The sequence below is a fragment of the Frigoribacterium salinisoli genome (genome assembly GCF_054781095.1).
Genome location: NZ_BAAGVB010000001.1, coordinates 352,683 through 369,711, shown reverse-complemented (window position 1 = coordinate 369,711; position 17,029 = coordinate 352,683). Strand labels below are relative to the sequence as shown.

Below are 17,029 nucleotides of genomic sequence, written 5' to 3'. Positions count from 1 at the left end.
GGTTCGAGGTCGTGACCAGTGAGCACTATTTCTCTCCGGAGCCGGAGAGCCCGCTCCGCCGTCGCAGCATCACGGTGACGCTCGCGGGACGCACGGTGCCCGTGACGACCGCCGCGGGAGTGTTCAGCCCCGACCGGGTCGACCCGGGCACGAGCGTGCTGCTGTCGCGCGTCCCCGCTCCCCCCGCCTCCGGCCACCTGCTCGACGTCGGCTGCGGCTGGGGTCCGATCGCACTGACCCTCGCCCTGTCGTCGCCCGACGCGACCGTGTGGGCCGTCGACGTGAACGAGCGGGTGCTCGACCTCGTGCGCGAGAACGCCCGGAGCCTCGGCCTCGAGAACGTCAACGCCGCCAGGCCCGAGGATGTTCCCGACGACCTGCGCTTCGCGACCCTCTGGTCGAACCCGCCGATCCGCGTGGGCAAGCCCGAGCTCCACGCGATCGTCTCGCACTGGCTGCCCCGGCTCGAGACCGGCGCGGACGGCTGGCTCGTCGTGCAGAAGCACCTCGGTGCCGACTCGCTGCAGCGCTGGATCGGCGAGGAGCTCGGCGACGCCCTCGAGGCCTCGCGCAGCTCGACGGACAAGAACTACCGCGTCATCCGGGCGCACCGGCGCTGACCTCCGCGCAGGAGGCTCGACAGCGGCCACGGGGTGGGTCAGACCGCGACCTCGCCCGAGAAGACCAGCTCGGCAGGCCCGCTGAGCAGCACGTGCTCACCGTCGGCAGCGGCCACGACGCGGACGCCGAGGACCCCGCCGGGGACGCTGACCGTCCAGGCGTCGGGCGCCCCCGTACCGGCCCAGTGGCGCACCGCGAGGGCCGCCGCGGCCGCGCCCGTGCCGCAGGAGAGGGTCTCGCCGCTGCCGCGCTCGTGCACCCGCATGCGGAGGACCCCGGTGCCGTCCACGACCAGCGGGTCCGCGGGAACGACGAACTCGACGTTGGTGCCGCCGGCGGGGGCGGGCTCGACGACGGGCGGCACCGAGAGGTCGAGCGCCGCGAGCTCGGCCTCGCCCGCCAGGGCCACGACGACGTGCGGGTTGCCGACCGAGAGCGCGAGGCCGGGGCGGGCCGCGTGCAGCTCCCGGGCGCGGACCTCCGGCTCGTCGCGCTCGAGGTGCCAGGCACCGAGGTCGACCTCGAAGCCGCCGCGCACGCGGGTCACCGTGCGGACGCCGGCCCGCGTGCCGATGCTCAGCGCCTCGCCCTCGTCGAGCACCACGAGGCCGCGCTCGAGCAGGTAGCGGACGAAGACGCGGACCCCGTTGCCGCACATCTCGGCCACGCTGCCGTCGGCGTTGTGGTAGTCCATGAACCACTCGACGCCCTGCTCCGCCGCCGCCGCCGCGGTGCGGTCGAGGAGCGCTCCCGAGCGCGCGGCGCGGATGACGCCGTCGCCACCGATGCCGAACCTCCTGTCGGCGAGGGCACGCACCAGGTCGGGATCGAGGGGGAACTCCGCCTCGGGATCGGTGAAGAGCACGAAGTCGTTGCCCGTGCCCTGGCCCTTGGTGAAGTGCAGCGTCGTCGTCACCCGGCGAGTCTATCGACGGCCCGCTGCACGGCCTCCTGATCACCGGGACCGGACCAGTCGACGTCGTCGTAGCGGCGGAACCAGCTCACCTGGCGGCGGGCGTAGCGGCGGGTGAGGGCGGCCGTCTCGGCGATCGCCTCGGCCTCGCCCAGCTCGCCCCGCAGCTGACGGGCGGCCTGCGCGTACCCGATGGCCCGCGACGCGGTGGCGCCGCGCTCGAGCCCCCGGGGCAGGAGGTCGCGCACCTCGTCCACGAGTCCGTCGCGCCACATCGCCTCGACCCGACGGTCCAGGCGCTCGACGAGCTCGGAGCGCTCGACCCGCAACCCGTGCACGGCGGCCTCGCGCCACGGCGTGGGCGCGGCGGGGAGCCCCACCGAGAAGGGCTGCCCCGTGATGTCGACCACCTCGAGGGCGCGGGCGAGGCGCCGGCCGTTCGTCGCGCCGATGGCCGTCGCCGCGGCCGGGTCCCGCTCGCGCAGGAGGGCGTGCAGCCGCCCGGGGCCGCGCTCGTCGAGGAGGGACTCGTAGTGCGCCCGCACCTCGGGGTCGGTGCCCGGGAAGCGGAAGTCCCAGAGCACGCTCGACACGTAGAGGCCCGATCCCCCGACGAGCACCGGCACCGCTCCTCGAGCGAGCACGGCCTCGACGACGGCGCGCGCCTCGCGCTGGTAGCGCTCCACGCTCGCCTCGTCGACGACGTCGAGCACGTCGAGCAGGTGGTGCGGGACGCCCCGGCGCTCGGCCGGCGACAGCTTCGCGGTGCCGACGTCCATGCCCCGGTAGAGCTGCATGGCGTCGGCGTTGACGATCTCGGCGGCCCGACCACGCGCCGCCAGGCCCTCCGCGAGGTCGAGCGAGAAACGGGACTTGCCGGTGCCGGTCGCTCCGACGACGACGGCCAGCACCGTCAGCGCTGCCCGTCCGCGACGCGCAGCGACGGCAGGCCCAGCGAGACCCTCGCCGGTCCCCCCGACGACGGCGCTGCCGGGACGCCGCACGAGGCGGCCTGAGCACGGTCCCAGGCGTCGCCGGAGGGGGTGCGCCGGAGCTCCCACGCCGACCCCGGGCTCGCGTCGGCCACGAGGTAGAAGGTCGCGGCACCGGTGACGTCCACGCCCACGATGTCACCGGGACGTGGCTCCTGCGCCCCCGCGGGCACCTCCACGTGCACGAGGCGGCCGTCCTCCGCCCGCCCGGACAGACGGTGCCTGCTCGCGTCCTTCCGGCCCTCGCCCGAGCCGACGAGCACCGCGACGCGGCGCCCGACCTGTCGCTGGTTCTCGTCCGCGCTGATCGCGTCCTGGAGGGCGACGAGCCGCTCGTAGCGCTCCTGCACGACCTCCTTGGGCAGCTGGTCGGGCAGCGTCGCGGCCGGCGTGCCCGGTCGGATCGAGTACTGGAAGGTGAACGCCGAGGCGAACCGCGCCCGCTCGACGACGCGGAGCGTGTCGGCGAAGTCCTCCTCCGTCTCCCCCGGGAAGCCGACGATGATGTCGGTGCTGATCGCCGCGTGCGGGATCGCGGCCCGGACGCGGTCGAGGATCCCGAGGAACCGCGCGCCCCTGTAGCTGCGCCGCATGGCGCGCAGCACGCGGTCGGACCCGGACTGGAGCGGCATGTGGAGCTGCGGCATCACCGCGGGGGTCTCGGCCATCGCCTCGATGACGTCGTCGGTGAAGGCGGCGGGGTGCGGGCTCGTGAAGCGCACGCGCTCGAGCCCGGGGACCGCGCCGGCAGCACGGAGCAGCTTGCCGAAGGCGAGGCGGTCGCCGAACTCGACGCCGTAGGAGTTGACGTTCTGTCCCAGGAGGGTGACCTCGACCACGCCGTCGGCGACGAGGGCCTCGATCTCGGCGAGGACGTCGCCCGGGCGGCGGTCCTTCTCCTTGCCCCGGAGGCTCGGCACGATGCAGAACGTGCACGTGTTGTTGCAGCCGACCGAGATCGAGACCCAGCCGCTGTGGGTCGACTCCCGCTTGGTGGGCAGCGTGGACGGGAACACGTCGAGCGACTCGAGGATCTCGACCTGGGCCTCGTCGTTGTGCCGCGACCGCTCGAGGAGCGCGGGGAGCGCACCCGTGTTGTGCGTGCCGAAGACCACGTCGACCCAGGGGGCGCGTTCCAGGATGGTCGCGCGGTCCTTCTGGGCGAGGCAGCCGCCCACGGCGATCTGCATGCCCTCGTGCCGCCGCTTCACCCCGGCGAGCTGCCCCAGCGTCCCGTAGAGCTTGTTGTCGGCGTTCTCGCGCACCGCGCAGGTGTTGATGACGACGACGTCGGGGTCGACGCCGTCCGCAGGACGGTAGCCGGCCGCCTCGAGCGAGCCGCTGAGCCGCTCGGAGTCGTGCACGTTCATCTGACAGCCGAAGGTGCGCACCTCGTACGTGCGGAGGGAGGCCGCGCCCGGACCGCCCGGGGCCGTGATCGGGTCGGTGAGCGGCGTGGGCGTGACCGTCGTCATGGGACCCGAGTCTACGACCGCTGCCCACCGGCCCTGGAGGCCGGCGGGCAGCGGCCGGACGGACGCGCCGGGGCGGGGGCGATCAGCCGCGAGCCCAGGGCACGGGGTGCCGTCACTCGAAGCGGACGCCGCCACCCTTGGCGCCGCCGCGGGGCAGTGCCCGTTCGATCGCTCGTCGCACGGTCTCGGAGCGGTAGCCCCGACGCTGCAGGTAGCCGTGCAGCCGTCGCTCGGCCGTCTCCCGGTCGAGCCCGCGGAGCGACGAAGCCCGCTTGCGGGCCCACTCGTCGGCGCGCGCCTGCTCGTCGTCGTCGTCGATGTCGTCGAGCGCGGCCGTGACGGCGTCGCCGTCCAGGCCGCGCTGCCGCAGCTCCGCCGAGACAGCGCCGCGACCGAGACCCTTGCGACGCTGCTTCTGCTCGACCAGGTCACGGGCCAGCTGTGCGTCGTCGAGCAGCCCCACCCCCTCGAGGCGCGCGACCTCGTCGGCGACGACGGACTCGTCGAGATCGCGATCGCGGAGCAGTCGCGTCATCTCCGCGGAGGAGACGCCTCGCCGGGAGAGCGCGTGCAGGCTGACGTTCTCGGCCCTGCGGCGCTGCGCCTCGAGCCCCTCGGGCTCGTCCGGCCCGTCCGGCTCGTCGTCGTGGGCACGATCGTCGATCGCGCCCGTCGCGGGAGCAGCCCAGTGCTCCGTCACGGCTGCGAGAGCGCGGCGCTCGGCGTCGGTGGTGGCCGTGGACGTCCGACCCCCGTCGGGGCCCGTCGTCGACGCGCGACCGACGTCGGTGCTCGAGGAGGGGTCGCTCGCTGCGGCCCCTGCCGGGGCCCCACCGGCCCGGGCCGCACCCCCGCGACGCCCGAAGAGCGGCGTCACGGGGGCGAGGTCGTCCGCGCCGGCGTCAGGCGCGGTCATGCGCCCTTGCGCGCGGCGATCTTCGTCTGGATGGACTCGACCGGCGCCTCGACGGGTGCCTTCGCACCGCCCACGCCGAGCTTCGCGAGGATCTTCTGCTCGATCTCGTCGGCGACGGGCTTGTTGTTGAGCAGGAAGTTGCGCGAGTTCTCCTTGCCCTGCCCCAGCTGGTCGCCCTCGTAGGTGTACCAGGCGCCGGACTTGCGGACGATGCCGTGCTCGACGCCGAAGTCGATGAGGCTGCCCTCCCGGGAGATGCCGACGCCGTAGAGGATGTCGAACTCGGCCTGCTTGAAGGGCGGGGCCATCTTGTTCTTGACCACCTTGACGCGGGTGCGGTTGCCCACTGCGTCGCTGCCGTCCTTCAGGGTCTCGATGCGACGGATGTCGAGGCGGACCGAGGCGTAGAACTTGAGCGCCTTGCCGCCGGCGGTCGTCTCGGGGCTGCCGAAGAACACGCCGATCTTCTCGCGCAGCTGGTTGATGAAGATCATCGTCGTGCCGGTCGTGTTGAGACCACCGGTGAGCTTGCGGAGGGCCTGCGACATGAGGCGCGCCTGCAGGCCGACGTGCGAGTCGCCCATCTCTCCCTCGATCTCGGCGCGCGGCACGAGGGCCGCCACCGAGTCGATGACGACGAGGTCGATGGAGCCCGACCGGACGAGCATGTCGGCGATCTCGAGCGCCTGCTCGCCCGTGTCGGGCTGCGACACCAGGAGGGCGTCGATGTCGACGCCGAGCTTCTTGGCGTACTCGGGGTCGAGCGCGTGCTCGGCGTCGATGAAGGCTGCGATGCCGCCGTTGCGCTGGGCGTTGGCGATGGCGTGGAGCGTGAGCGTGGTCTTTCCCGAGGACTCGGGACCGTAGATCTCGATGATGCGCCCGCGGGGCAGCCCGCCGATGCCGAGCGCGACGTCGAGGGCGATGGAGCCCGTGGGGATGACGGCGACCGGAGCACGCTCGTCGCTGCCCAGGCGCATCACGGCACCCTTGCCGAACTGTCGGTCGATCTGGGCGAGCGCGGTCTCGAGGGCCTTCTCGCGGTCTGCTGCTGATGGCATGGGATCTCTCTCTCGGTGGATGCCGGTGCGCCTGTAGGCTGTCGCGTCGCTGCCGACCCGTGGTGCGAGGTCACCAGCTGTACGACAAGGCTGGTGCCGCCGGGGTGGCCGGCGACGGTGGAGCGTCGATGTCGACACGCTACGGGTGACCCCCGACATCGACGAGCGACGGCGGAGGACCTGTGGACGAGCGACATCACCGCCCTCCTGTGGAGGCTAGCAGCGTCCGAACACGCGTTCGAGCGACGCGCCGCAGCCTTCCGAACACACCGACGGGCCGCCTCCGCGCCTCCCGGCCCCCGGGGACGACGCCCTCGTCGTCAGCGCGGCGGGCGGGGCAGGCCGACGCCGTGCCGCCTGGCCTCGGGCACGCCCTGCGCCTCGCAGAGCGCGATCCAGACGTCGCGGGGCGGGACGCCGTCGCGCAGCGCCTGCTGCGCCGTGCGGTCGCCGAGGTCGTGGAGCACGACGTCCTTCGTGACCACGGGGGCGTAGGCCTCGCCGAACTCGGAGACGACGGCCACGGTGAACTCGCTCGTGCGCATCGGTCGATCGTATCCGGCACGAGGTGCACGGTCCTCGCCCGGGCGCCGCGTCGGGGCCCTGCGGTCACCCGTGGACGCACGGACGCCCCGGCCGGAGCCGGGGCGTCGTCGGTGTCTCGGGGTCCGCGTCAGCGGACGGCGAGCCCGGGGTCGAACTCGGCGACGAGGTCGTCGGGCAGGGTGTCGGGGACCGTGGCCAGCCCCTCGACGACGGCCAGCCGGTCGCCGACCTCGCGCATGATGACCGAGATCGGGGTGTCGAGGGCGTCGGCCACCGAGGCGAGGATCTCGGAGCTCGCCTCCTTCTGACCGCGCTCGACCTCGCTGAGGTAGCCCAGGGCCACGCTCGCCTTGCTGGCGACCTGACGGAGCGTCCGGCCCTTCTGCAGGCGGAAGTCTCGAAGGACGTCACCGATCTCTTGTCGTACCAGGACCATGGGACCCTCCTCCGTTCATGACGACCCACCCCGTCGGGACGATGAGGTGGAAGGGTGCCACGAGCGCCGTGGCCGACTGCCACTGTAACCAGTCGGCACTGGGCGACGCTTGTGAACCCACGGTGTGCAACCCGTGCACCCGCCCCGACATTCCCGCTACCGGGACGAGCCCGACGGACCCTCGCGGAGCAGTGCGAGCAGGGTCGAGAGGCATTCGGAGACCGAGGCCGCGCGGATGGCCGCGCGGTCGCCGAGGAGCTGCAGCGGCACGACGCGCACGCCGTCCCCGAGGGCCACGCCGACGAACACGGTGCCCGGTGCCTGCCCGCCCTGCGGGTCCGGCCCGGCCACGCCCGTGGTCGACAACCCGACGTCGGCGGGGCGGCCGTCGACCGCCAGGCGGTCGCGCACCCCCGTCGCCATCGCGGCGGCCACGTCGCCGTCGACCGGCCCGCGCTCCTCGAGGAGGCCCGCGTCGACGCCGAGCAGCGTGTGCTTGAGCTCCGTGTCGTACGCCACGACTCCCCCGCGCACGACCGCCGACGCCCCCGGCACGCTCACCAGCGCGGCGACGACCAGCCCGCCCGTGAGCGACTCGGCCACGGCCACCGTCAGACCACGGTGGGCGAGCTCGGCGACGACGTCGGCAGCGAGGCTCACGAGGTCCGGCCGTGCTTCACGGCGACGCGCACGTAGTCCGCGCCGGAGGCGAGCGTGGCGACGACGGCCAGCGTCATGGTCACGGTGTTCACGACGTGGGCGGCGTCGCCGACCAGGTGCCACCACGGGAACAGGGCGAGCGTGACCGCGACCGCCTGCAGCACCGTCTTCGCCTTGCCGCCCCGCGAGGCGGGGATCACCCGGTCGCGCAGCACGGCGAAGCGGTAGACCGTGATGCCGACCTCGCGCAGCAGGATGAGCGCCGTCACCCACCAGGGCAGCTCCCCCAGGACCGTCAGCGCGACCAGCGCCCCGCCCACCAGGACCTTGTCGGCGATGGGGTCGACGAGCTTGCCGAAGTCCGTCACGAGGTCGAGCCCGCGCGCGAGCATGCCGTCGAGGCTGTCGGTGAGGATCGCCACCACGAAGAGGACGGCCGCCGCGAGGCGCAGCGCCCCGTCGTCGCCCCCGTCGACGAGGAGCATCGCGATGAAGACGGGGGCGAGCAGGATGCGCAGGACCGTCACCACGTTGGCGACGTTGGCCGTGCTGGCCGGCCCCGGCCCCTTGCGCAGCACGCGGCCGCGCCAGGGGAACGAACCGCCACGGCCCGGAGGTGTCGTCATGGTCAGTCCCGTCCCGTCAGTTGCCAGGCGTCGTGGTCGCCCTCGTCGCCGTCGACCTCGTCGTAGCCCCGCGTCATGGCCTCGACCGGGTCGTGGACGGCCATCGGGCTCGCGCCTCCTGCGCCGTGGCCCGGGACGGCCGGGCTCGCGCCGCCGCCGCCCCGGATCTTGTCCAGGGTGCCGGGCAGCTGCTCGGCCGTGACGAGGACGTCGCGCGCCTTGGAGCCCTCCGAGGGCCCCACGATGTCGCGCGACTCCATGAGGTCCATGAGGCGGCCGGCCTTGGCGAACCCCACGCGGAGCTTGCGCTGGAGCATCGACGTGGACCCGAACTGCGTGCCCACGACGAGCTCGACAGCCGCGACGAGCAGCTCGAGGTCGTCACCGATGTCGCCGTCGATCTCGCGCTTCTCGACGACGGCGGCCACGTCGGGCCGGTACTCCGGCCGCGCCTGGCTCGTGACGTGCTGCACGACCTGGGTGATCTCGCTCTCTTGCACCCAGGCGCCCTGCACGCGCATGGCCTTCGACGCGCCCATGGGCAGGAAGAGCCCGTCGCCCTGGCCGATGAGCTTGTCGGCCCCGGGCTGGTCGAGGATGACCCGCGAGTCGGTGACGCTCGTGACCGCGAACGCGAGGCGCGACGGCACGTTCGCCTTGATGAGCCCCGTGACCACGTCGACCGAGGGACGCTGCGTCGCCAGCACGAGGTGGATGCCCGAGGCGCGGGCCAGCTGCGTGATGCGCACGATGCTGTCCTCGACGTCGCGCGGCGCCACCATCATGAGGTCGGCGAGCTCGTCGACCACGACGAGCAGGTACGGGTACGGCTTGAGCTTGCGCTCGCTGCCCGCGGGCAGCACGATCTCGTCGGCCACGACCGCCCGGTTGAAGTCGTCGATGTGCCGGAACCCGAAGCTCGCGAGGTCGTCGTAGCGCATGTCCATCTCCTTCACGACCCACTGCAGCGCCTCGGCGGCCTTCTTGGGGTTCGTGATGATGGGCGTGATGAGGTGCGGCACCCCGGCGTAGATCGACAGCTCGACGCGCTTGGGGTCGATGAGCACCATGCGCACGTCGGTCGGCTTCGCCCGCATGAGCAGCGACGTGATCATCGAGTTGACGAAGCTCGACTTGCCCGACCCGGTGGCGCCGGCCACGAGCAGGTGCGGCATCTTCGCGAGGTTGGCGACGACGTACCCGCCCTCGACGTCCTTGCCGACGCCGATCGTCAGCGGGTGCGTGCTCTTGGCCGCGGCGGCGGAGCGCAGCACGTCGCCGAGCGCGACCACCTCTTTGTCGGTGTTCGGGATCTCGACGCCGATGGCGCTCTTGCCCGGGATCGGCGAGAGGATGCGGACCTCGTTCGAGGCGACCGCGTAGGCGAGGTTCTTGGTCAACGCCGTGACCCGCTCGACCTTCACGCCCGGGCCGAGCTCGATCTCGTAGCGCGTGACCGTGGGCCCGCGCTTGAACCCCGTGACCTTCGCGTCGACGCCGAACTGGTCGAGGACGGTGGTGATGGCCCGCACGATCGCGTCGTTGGCCTCGCTGCGCGCCTTGGCGGGCGGGCCCAGCTCGAGCACGGTCGCCGACGGCAGGTGGTAGGGGCTGCTGGCCGTGGCCGGATCGACGCCCTCGAGCGACGGCGGCGCCGGCTCGTCGTCGGACGGCGCCAGGAACGCCGACGCGGCGTCGCTCTCGCCCTCGTCGAGCACGGGCAGGACCGTCGTCTCGGCGACGGGGTCGGGCACCGTGCCGCCGGCGTGCCGGACGGCGTCCTCGGCGAACGCGAGGTCGTCGAGCAGCTCGGCGGAGAAGACGTCGGTCTCGGCGGTCGCCGGCCCGTCGCGACCGGGCAGCGGGGCGGGGACGGTCGGTGCGTCCGGCGCGGCCGCCTCGGCCGCACGGGCCTTGCGTCCCTTCTTCGGCGGTGCGTACGGGGCGTCGTCGACGGGCGCGATGAGCGGGGTGTCGTAGGCGGGGTCGTCCTCACGACCGGACTCGTTGCGTCGCCACCAGGGCAGCTGGGCCTCGGCGTCGTCGTCGTCCGGGCCGGCGCCCGCGGCCTTGCCCTTGCCCTTGCCCTTCGCGCCCGTCGGGGCTCCGCCGACGGCGTCGTCGGAGGCGTCCGTCGTCTCGCCGAACAGCCAGGCGTACAGCTCGCCCAGGCGGTGCCCGATGCGGTTGGGCGGGGTCTTCGTGATGATGAGCAGCGACAGCACCAGCAACGCCACGACGAGCGGCACGGCGACCCACTCCGTGGCGAGGGCGACGAGCCAGCTGGCGACGACCCAGCCGAGCACGCCGCCACCGGTGGCGAGCTCGGGCAGGCCGGCGGACGCCTGTGGCTGGCCGCCGAAGATGTGGCAGAGCGCACTGACCGAGACCAGGGAGAGGCCGAGGCCGATCCCGATGCGGGTGTTGTCGTGCACGGAGCTGGGGTGCCGGAAGAGCCACCCCGCGAAGAGGACCATGATGACCGGCAGGGCGTAGGCCACCCGGCCCAGGAGGCCGCCGAACGTGTAGGCGTCGAAGGCCTGGGCCAGCGGGTCGGTGGGGTTCAGCCACTCGACCACGGCGCCGGCGACGGCGAGCAGCACGAGCAGGAACGGCACGCCGTCGCGGCGCTCGCCCCGTTCGAGGTCCTCGCGGCCGAGGAGCCGGAACCCGGCGCCCGTCATGTGCGCCAGGCCCATCCAGGCCCGGACGAGGAGGTTCGGCCCCTCGTCGACGGGGCGGGGCTGGGCGACGGGCAGCTTCTTCGTGGCCTTCGTCGTCGTCGACGGGCGCGACGACGAGCGCTGTCGAGCGGTCGGCTTGGTGGGCGTGGCCATGGGCTCCACGGTACCCGGCGCCACCGACGCGGCCCGGAGGCGTGCGGCGCGTCCGACCCGCCCCGCGCCTCTGGCCCGCCCGTCAGTAGCGGATCGCGTCGATCACCTTGACGCGCACGGCGACCAGGGCCGGCAGGAGGCCCGCCACGGCTCCGATGACCGTCGCCGAGACGAGCCCCAGGACGGCGGCCCCGACGGGGAAGGGCGGGACGTCCTCGAGCGGCCCCTGCGCGATGAAGCCCTGCACCGTCGGGTCTTGGACGACGGCCACGGCGACCGCGACCCCGGCCAGTCCGGCCAGCACGGTGCCCGCCACGCTCTCGAGCATCACGGAGAAGAACACGCGCGGCGCCGTCGCCCCGAAGGAGCGGCGCACGCCGATCTCGCGGATGCGCTGCCGCACGGTCACGAGGGCGATGTTGACCAGGCCGAGGCCGCCCAGCAGGAGGACGAGCACTCCCACGCCACCGATGGCGAGCTTGACGGGCAGGAACGGGTCGCCCTCCTGACCGGCCGCGTAGTCCTGCCGGTTCGCGACCACGTCGACGTCGTCGCCCAGCGCGGACGCGACCTCGCTGCGCACGAGCTCGCCCAGCGCCTCGCCGTCGCCCTCGGGGACCCACATCTCGTGCTGCGGCTGCTCGTCGCCGTACCCGCCGGCGAGGGCCGTGGCCGAGCGGAGGTCGCGGTCGACCGGCAGCATGAACGCCGCCGGGGACTCCTCCCAGCCCGGAGCGGGCGTGACCCCGACGACCACGGCCGTCACGGCGTCCGCCCCCAGGAGGCGCACCGTCGGGTGCGTCGCGACCTCGGGCGCGCCCAGGCGCTGCCAGAAGGCGTCGTTGACGACGAGCGCGGGCGCCAGGCGGTCGGCGTCGCGCTCGGTGAACCACGAACCCTCGGCGACGCGCAGGCGGTGCATCTCGGCGAAGGGGACCTCGACGACCTCGGTGGGCACCTCGACGACGCCGTCCGCGAACTGCACCTCCCGCTGGGCGTAGGTGTGGACGCTGGTCCAGGTGATGCCGTGGCGCGCGGTGGCGCTGCTGAAGGCGTCGTCGACGTCCGCGGGATCGAGGGAGGCGCCTCCGGTCGCGTAGGCCTCCAGCACGAACGTCGCCGGGCGCCCCTGGTAGCGCTCCTGGCTCTCGCGGGCCGATTGCTCGGCGAGCGCCCCGACGCCGGTCGTCGCCGTGATGGCCGCCACGGCGACGGCCACGCCCAGGAGGCTCAGCAGGACCCGCAGCCTGTTGACGCGCAGCTCGGCCCACGCCTCGACGACCGCACCGACGACGCTGGTCACGACCCGCATCACGGGGCCGCCTCGAGCTGCTCGGCGCGCGCGACGCGCGCCCCGGTCGGCACCGCGGCGGACAGCACGCCGGCGTCCAGCTCGTGGTGCCGCGTCGCGAGCGCGGCGACCGCGGGGTCGTGGGTGATCGTCACGAGCGCGGCGCCGTTCTGCCGTGCGACGTCGTCGAGCAGCGCCATCACGGTGGAGCCCGTCTCGACGTCGAGCGCGCCGGTCGGTTCGTCGGCGAGGATCAACCTCGGCTCACGGACGAGGGCCCGCGCGATGGCCACGCGCTGCTGCTCCCCGCCCGAGAGACGGTGCGGCATGGCCTCGGCACGGTGCCCGAGCCCGACCCGCTCGAGCATCTCCGCCGCGAGGCGGCGGCGGCGCCAGAAGCGCCGCCCCGTCGCCTGGAGCAACGGGGTCGTCACGTTCTCGAGCGCCGTGCGCCCCTGCAGCAGGTTGAACTGCTGGAAGATGAAGCCGACCTGCTCGCCGCGGAGGCGGTCGCGACGCCCCGTGCGGAGCGTGGCGACGTCGACCCCGTCGAAGGAGTGGACGCCGCTGGTGGGCGAGTCGAGCAGGCCCAACAGGTTGAGCAGGGTCGACTTGCCCGAACCGGAGCGGCCCACGATGCTGATGTGCTCGCCCACCTCGACGGCGAGGTCGACGCCGCGGAGGATCGTCAGCCGACCCCCGTCGGCGAGCGGCACGGTCTTCGTCACGCCCTCCAGGGCCACGAGCGTCATCAGCCGCAGGCCTCGAGGCCGTCCGGGCCGCAGCCCAGTTCCACGGCGGGCGCCCCGGGGACGAACTCGAGGACCTCCTCCCCCTCCTCGAGGCCGCTCGTGACCTCGACCGTGGTGCCGTCGGACACCCCGAGGCCTATCTCGCGCTCCTCCTGCTCGCCCTCGGGCGTGACCGTGCGGACGATGCCCTTGCCGGCCGCACCCTCGACGGCCGTGAGCGGCACCGTCAGGACGTCCGTCGCGACGCCGGCGGGGACCGTGAGCTCGGCCGCGAGACCGGCGAAGACCGTCACGTCGCCCGGGACGGAGCAGGTGACCTGCTGCTCGCCGCCGGTCGATCCGTCGGACCCGTCGGACGAGGACGCGCCAGCGTCGGCCGAGGGCGCTCCGGAGGCGCCGGTGCCGATGACGAGGCCGGTGCAGGCGAAGGGCGCCGGTCCCCCGGCGATCGCGACCGTGCCCTCCGTGGGCCGGGAGACGAGCCGGTACAGCTGGGCGGCGCCGAGCGAGGCGGTGACGTGGAAGCTCCCCGGTGCGACCTGGGCGACGGCGTCGCCGACGGCGACGGCCTGGTCGCGGATGACCGGCAGCTCGGCGACGGTGCCGGCGACGGGGGCCGTGACGACGGCCGTCTCGACGAGCGGCTGCTTCTCGACGACCGTCCCGTCGGGCTGCACCACGGGATCCCGGGGCGTCTCGCGGCGCAGGCCGACCAGGCTCTGCCCGGCCTCGACGGCCTCTCCCGGCTCGACGTAGACCTCGGAGACCTCGCCTGCGAGCGTGGCCCTGGCCGCGCTCGGCGCGTCGGCCGCCACGCTCGCGTCGACCACGACGTCGTTGACGACGGTCCCTCGGGCGACGGCCACGACCGGCTCGGCCAGCTCGCCGGTCGGTACGGTGACGTCGTCGTCGCCCTGCGCCGCGGTCGGGAAGAAGGCGACCTTGACGAGGGCGACGGCGATCGCCAGCAGGATCAGGATGCGGAGGATCGGGAAGATCCAGGTCTTGGCGACGCCCATGCGCGCAGGCCCCCCTCGTGGAACATCAGATGACGCCCCCGACCCTAGGGCATCACCGCCCGAGCGCACCTCAGCCCCCAGGATGATCACCTGGGGGCCGAGGGACGGATCGGGCGGGCTACTACGCCGCGACGACGACCGGCACGATCATCGGCCGGCGGCGGTGCCGGGTGTTCACCCAGCGGCCCGTCGTGCGGCGGACGACCTGGCTCAGGGCGTGCAGGTCGCGGGTGCCCGCGTCGGCGGCCTCGGTGAGCGCCGCCACGATCTTGGGCACGACGTCGTCGAACACGGAGTCGTCCTCGGCGAAGCCGCGTGCCAGGACCTCGGGGCCGACGACGACGCGCCCGCTGGCCTCGTCGACGGCCACGAAGACCGAGATGAAGCCCTCTTCCGAGAGGATGCGCCGGTCCTTGAGGTCGGCGTCGGTGATCCCTCCGACCGTGGAGCCGTCCACGTAGACGTAGCCCAGGTCCAGCTGCCCGACGACCTCGGCGACGCCGTCGCGGAGGTCGACCACGATGCCGTCCTGGCCGAGGATCGTGTTCGCCGCCGGCACGCCCGTGCGCTGCGCCAGCGCGGCGTTGGCGTGGAGGTGGCGGTGCTCGCCGTGGACCGGCAGGACGTTCTTCGGACGCAGGACGTTGTAGCAGTAGAGCAGCTCCCCGGCGGCGGCGTGACCCGACACGTGCACCTTCGCGTTGCCCTTGTGCACGACGGTGGCGCCGAGCTTGGTCAACCCGTCGATGACCCGGTAGACGGCGTTCTCGTTGCCGGGGATGAGGCTGGAGGCGAGGATCACGGTGTCGTCGGCGCCGATCTCGATGGGGTGCTCGAGGTTGGCCATGCGGGCGAGGACGGCCATCGGCTCGCCCTGGGAGCCCGTGCTCATGTAGACGATGCGCTCGTCGGGGAGGTCCTTCGCCCTCTTCGCGTCGATGAGGACGTCCTGCGGCACCGTGAGGTAGCCCAGCTCGGCCGCGATCGCCATGTTGCGCACCATGCTGCGTCCCATGAACGCCACCCGGCGACCGTTCGCGTGCGCGGCGTCCAGCACCTGTTGGACGCGGTGCACGTGGCTCGAGAAGCTCGCGACGACGACGCGCCGGGGTGCCCGGCGGATGACGTCGTCGAGGACCGGGCCGATGTCGCGCTCGAGCGGGGTGAAGCCCGGCACATCGGCGTTGGTCGAGTCGGGCAGGAAGAGGTCCACGCCCTCCTCGCCGAGCCGGGCGAACGCGCGCAGGTCGGTGATGCGCCCGTCGAGGGGCAGCTGGTCCATCTTGAAGTCGCCCGTGTGCAGCACGGTGCCCGCCGTCGTGCGCACGGCGACGGCCAGCGCGTCGGGGATGGAGTGGTTGACCGCGATGAACTCGAGGTCGAAGGGGCCGAGCTGCTCGCGCCCGCCCTCGGCCACGACCAGCGTGAACGGCTTGATGCGGTGCTCCTTGAGCTTCGCCTCGACGAGGGCGAGCGTCAGCTGCGACCCGACGAGCGGGATGTCCGGGCGGAGCCGGAGCAGGTACGGCACGGCGCCGATGTGGTCCTCGTGCCCGTGCGTCAGGACGATCGCGAGCACGTCGTCGAGGCGGTCCCGGATCGGCGAGAAGTCGGGCAGGATCACGTCGACGCCCGGCTGGTGCTCCTCGGGGAACAGCACCCCGCAGTCGACGACGAGCAGCTCGCCGTCGAGCTCGTAGACGGTCATGTTGCGGCCGATCTCGCCGAGGCCGCCGACCGGGACGATGCGCAGGGTGCCCTCGGCGAGCGGCGCCGGGGCGTGGGGTGTCGTCGTCGGGTGCATCAGGTCCTCCTGGGAGAGCGGGGCGCCGCCCCTCGTGGTCCGCGCGTCAGCGCGTGGTGCCGTGCACCTTGGGCAGGGCGCCGCCCGCGGCGGCGTTGCGGTCGGGGCGGAAGCGCGACAGGTCGAGGCCGGGGATCCGGCCCACCTTCGAGAGCTCGTCCTCGATGAGGGCCGCCTCGCTGTCCTCCGGGCCCACCAGGGGCAGGCGGACGCGCGGGCTGGAGATGCGGCCCAGGCCGTGCAGCACGTACTTCGCGGCCACGGTGCCGGGCACGTGCGTCATGACGGCGCGCACGAGCGGCTCGAGCTGCTGGTGCGCTGCGGTCGCCGTGTGCAGGTCGCCCGCGTTCACGGCGTCGACGATCGTGCGGTACGGCGCGGCGGCGATGTTGGCCGTGACGCCGATGAGACCGGAGGCCCCGATCGCCAGGTGCGGCAGCACGTTCGCGTCGTCGCCCGAGAAGTACAGCAGGTCGGTCTGGTTCATCACCCGGCTCGCCTGAGCGAAGTCGCCCTTGGCGTCCTTCACGGCGAGGATGTTCGGGTGCTTCGCCGCCCGGAGCAGCGTCTCGTACGTGATGGGGATGCCCGCACGGCCGGGGATGTCGTAGAGGATCACGGGCAGGTCGGTCGCGTCGGCGATCATGCGGAAGTGCGTCAGCACGCCCGCCTGCGTCGGCTTGTTGTAGTAGGGCGTGACGATCATGACGCCGTCGGCGCCGGCCTTCTCGCTCGCCTTGTAGAGCTGGATCGCGTGCGCGGTCTCGTTCGACCCGCCGCCCGTGACGATCTTGGCGCGACCCGCGGCCACCGACTTGCCGACCTCGACGAGGCGGAGCTTCTCGGGGTCGGTCAGGGTGCTGGTCTCGCCCGTCGTGCCGGTGACGACGATGCCGTCCGCACCCGCGGTGATGCAGTCGTCGATGTGCTGCTCCACCCCGGGCCAGTCCACCTCGCCGTCGGCGGTGAAGGGGGTGACGAGCGCGACGAGGACCTGACCGAAGGGATTGCTGTTGTTCGACACGGGCACCAGCGTACCGGCAGCGGCGCGCACGGCAGCCTGCCGGACGTGGGTCGCCG

The 17,029-nt window shown here is 73.4% G+C and carries 16 protein-coding genes; 1 reads left to right on the top strand and 15 read right to left on the bottom strand.

All coding sequences use genetic code 11. The features are described from left to right. Positions 1-11: 11 nt before the first annotated feature. On the top strand, positions 12-620 hold the full coding sequence (locus ACYVHQ_RS01785; protein WP_460510370.1) for a class I SAM-dependent methyltransferase: 609 nt from the start codon (positions 12-14) through the stop codon (positions 618-620). Positions 621-658: 38 nt separating this feature from the next. Here the strand turns inward: ACYVHQ_RS01785 and dapF are convergent, their stop codons facing one another. The 15 genes from dapF to dapA form a co-directional block, all read right to left on the bottom strand. Further along, on the bottom strand, positions 659-1,537 hold the full coding sequence (gene dapF, locus ACYVHQ_RS01780) for a diaminopimelate epimerase (protein ID WP_460510368.1): 879 nt from the start codon (positions 1,535-1,537) through the stop codon (positions 659-661). Then, positions 1,534-2,451, bottom strand: a complete 918-nt coding sequence (gene miaA / locus ACYVHQ_RS01775; protein WP_460511209.1) for a tRNA (adenosine(37)-N6)-dimethylallyltransferase MiaA — start codon at positions 2,449-2,451, stop codon at positions 1,534-1,536. Before miaA ends, dapF begins: the two co-directional genes overlap by 4 nt. Beyond that, a complete protein-coding gene (miaB, locus tag ACYVHQ_RS01770) occupies positions 2,448-4,001 on the bottom strand; it encodes a tRNA (N6-isopentenyl adenosine(37)-C2)-methylthiotransferase MiaB (protein WP_460510365.1) in 1,554 nt (517 codons plus the stop codon). Before miaB ends, miaA begins: the two co-directional genes overlap by 4 nt. 112 nt (positions 4,002-4,113) lie before the next feature. Continuing rightward, entirely contained in the window at positions 4,114-4,917 is an 804-nt protein-coding gene (locus tag ACYVHQ_RS01765; protein WP_460510363.1) for a regulatory protein RecX, read from the bottom strand. Continuing rightward, positions 4,914-5,978 carry a recombinase RecA gene (recA, locus tag ACYVHQ_RS01760; protein ID WP_460510361.1) on the bottom strand — a complete coding sequence of 355 codons (1,065 nt, stop codon included), beginning with the start codon at positions 5,976-5,978 and terminating at the stop codon, positions 4,914-4,916. Before recA ends, ACYVHQ_RS01765 begins: the two co-directional genes overlap by 4 nt. A gap of 320 nt (positions 5,979-6,298) precedes the next feature. Next, positions 6,299-6,523: a DUF3046 domain-containing protein gene (locus ACYVHQ_RS01755; protein WP_460510359.1), complete on the bottom strand. Its 225-nt coding sequence runs from the start codon at positions 6,521-6,523 to the stop codon at positions 6,299-6,301. Between the two features lie 128 nt (positions 6,524-6,651). Continuing rightward, on the bottom strand, positions 6,652-6,960 hold the full coding sequence (locus ACYVHQ_RS01750; RefSeq protein ID WP_460510357.1) for a helix-turn-helix domain-containing protein: 309 nt from the start codon (positions 6,958-6,960) through the stop codon (positions 6,652-6,654). A gap of 156 nt (positions 6,961-7,116) precedes the next feature. Further along, a complete protein-coding gene (locus ACYVHQ_RS01745; RefSeq protein ID WP_460510355.1) occupies positions 7,117-7,620 on the bottom strand; it encodes a CinA family protein in 504 nt (167 codons plus the stop codon). Then, positions 7,617-8,246 (bottom strand): CDP-diacylglycerol--glycerol-3-phosphate 3-phosphatidyltransferase, encoded by a 630-nt coding sequence (pgsA, locus tag ACYVHQ_RS01740; RefSeq protein WP_460510353.1) that lies wholly within the window; start codon positions 8,244-8,246, stop codon positions 7,617-7,619. Before pgsA ends, ACYVHQ_RS01745 begins: the two co-directional genes overlap by 4 nt. A 2-nt stretch (positions 8,247-8,248) precedes the next feature. Beyond that, positions 8,249-11,083, bottom strand: a complete 2,835-nt coding sequence (locus ACYVHQ_RS01735; RefSeq protein WP_460510351.1) for an FtsK/SpoIIIE family DNA translocase — start codon at positions 11,081-11,083, stop codon at positions 8,249-8,251. An 82-nt stretch (positions 11,084-11,165) separates the two neighbouring features. After that, the gene (locus ACYVHQ_RS01730) at positions 11,166-12,395 is read right to left on the bottom strand and encodes an ABC transporter permease (protein WP_460510349.1); all 1,230 of its coding nucleotides are present in this window, start codon (positions 12,393-12,395) and stop codon (positions 11,166-11,168) included. After that, the gene (locus ACYVHQ_RS01725; protein WP_460510347.1) at positions 12,395-13,126 is read right to left on the bottom strand and encodes an ABC transporter ATP-binding protein; all 732 of its coding nucleotides are present in this window, start codon (positions 13,124-13,126) and stop codon (positions 12,395-12,397) included. The genes ACYVHQ_RS01730 and ACYVHQ_RS01725 overlap by 1 nt, the downstream gene beginning before the upstream one ends. Next, positions 13,126-14,145 carry an HlyD family efflux transporter periplasmic adaptor subunit gene (locus ACYVHQ_RS01720; RefSeq protein WP_460510345.1) on the bottom strand — a complete coding sequence of 340 codons (1,020 nt, stop codon included), beginning with the start codon at positions 14,143-14,145 and terminating at the stop codon, positions 13,126-13,128. Before ACYVHQ_RS01720 ends, ACYVHQ_RS01725 begins: the two co-directional genes overlap by 1 nt. A 121-nt stretch (positions 14,146-14,266) precedes the next feature. After that, positions 14,267-15,949, bottom strand: coding sequence for a ribonuclease J (locus ACYVHQ_RS01715; RefSeq protein WP_460510343.1), 1,683 nt, complete (start codon positions 15,947-15,949; stop codon positions 14,267-14,269). A 46-nt stretch (positions 15,950-15,995) separates the two neighbouring features. Beyond that, a complete protein-coding gene (gene dapA / locus ACYVHQ_RS01710; RefSeq protein WP_460510341.1) occupies positions 15,996-16,973 on the bottom strand; it encodes a 4-hydroxy-tetrahydrodipicolinate synthase in 978 nt (325 codons plus the stop codon). Positions 16,974-17,029: the final 56 nt, after the last annotated feature.

Bases quoted from the DNA above. Each gene is read 5' to 3' on its own strand.
- miaB (WP_460510365.1), bottom strand. From the start codon at position 4,001: ATGACGACGGTCACGCCCACGCCGCTCACCGACCCGATCACGGCCCCG.
- ACYVHQ_RS01765 (WP_460510363.1), bottom strand. From the start codon at position 4,917: ATGACCGCGCCTGACGCCGGCGCGGACGACCTCGCCCCCGTGACGCCG.
- recA (WP_460510361.1), bottom strand. From the start codon at position 5,978: ATGCCATCAGCAGCAGACCGCGAGAAGGCCCTCGAGACCGCGCTCGCC.
- ACYVHQ_RS01755 (WP_460510359.1), bottom strand. From the start codon at position 6,523: ATGCGCACGAGCGAGTTCACCGTGGCCGTCGTCTCCGAGTTCGGCGAG.
- ACYVHQ_RS01750 (WP_460510357.1), bottom strand. From the start codon at position 6,960: ATGGTCCTGGTACGACAAGAGATCGGTGACGTCCTTCGAGACTTCCGC.
- pgsA (WP_460510353.1), bottom strand. From the start codon at position 8,246: ATGACGACACCTCCGGGCCGTGGCGGTTCGTTCCCCTGGCGCGGCCGC.
- ACYVHQ_RS01735 (WP_460510351.1), bottom strand. From the start codon at position 11,083: ATGGCCACGCCCACCAAGCCGACCGCTCGACAGCGCTCGTCGTCGCGC.
- ACYVHQ_RS01730 (WP_460510349.1), bottom strand. From the start codon at position 12,395: ATGCGGGTCGTGACCAGCGTCGTCGGTGCGGTCGTCGAGGCGTGGGCC.
- ACYVHQ_RS01725 (WP_460510347.1), bottom strand. From the start codon at position 13,126: ATGACGCTCGTGGCCCTGGAGGGCGTGACGAAGACCGTGCCGCTCGCC.
- ACYVHQ_RS01720 (WP_460510345.1), bottom strand. From the start codon at position 14,145: ATGGGCGTCGCCAAGACCTGGATCTTCCCGATCCTCCGCATCCTGATC.
- ACYVHQ_RS01715 (WP_460510343.1), bottom strand. From the start codon at position 15,949: ATGCACCCGACGACGACACCCCACGCCCCGGCGCCGCTCGCCGAGGGC.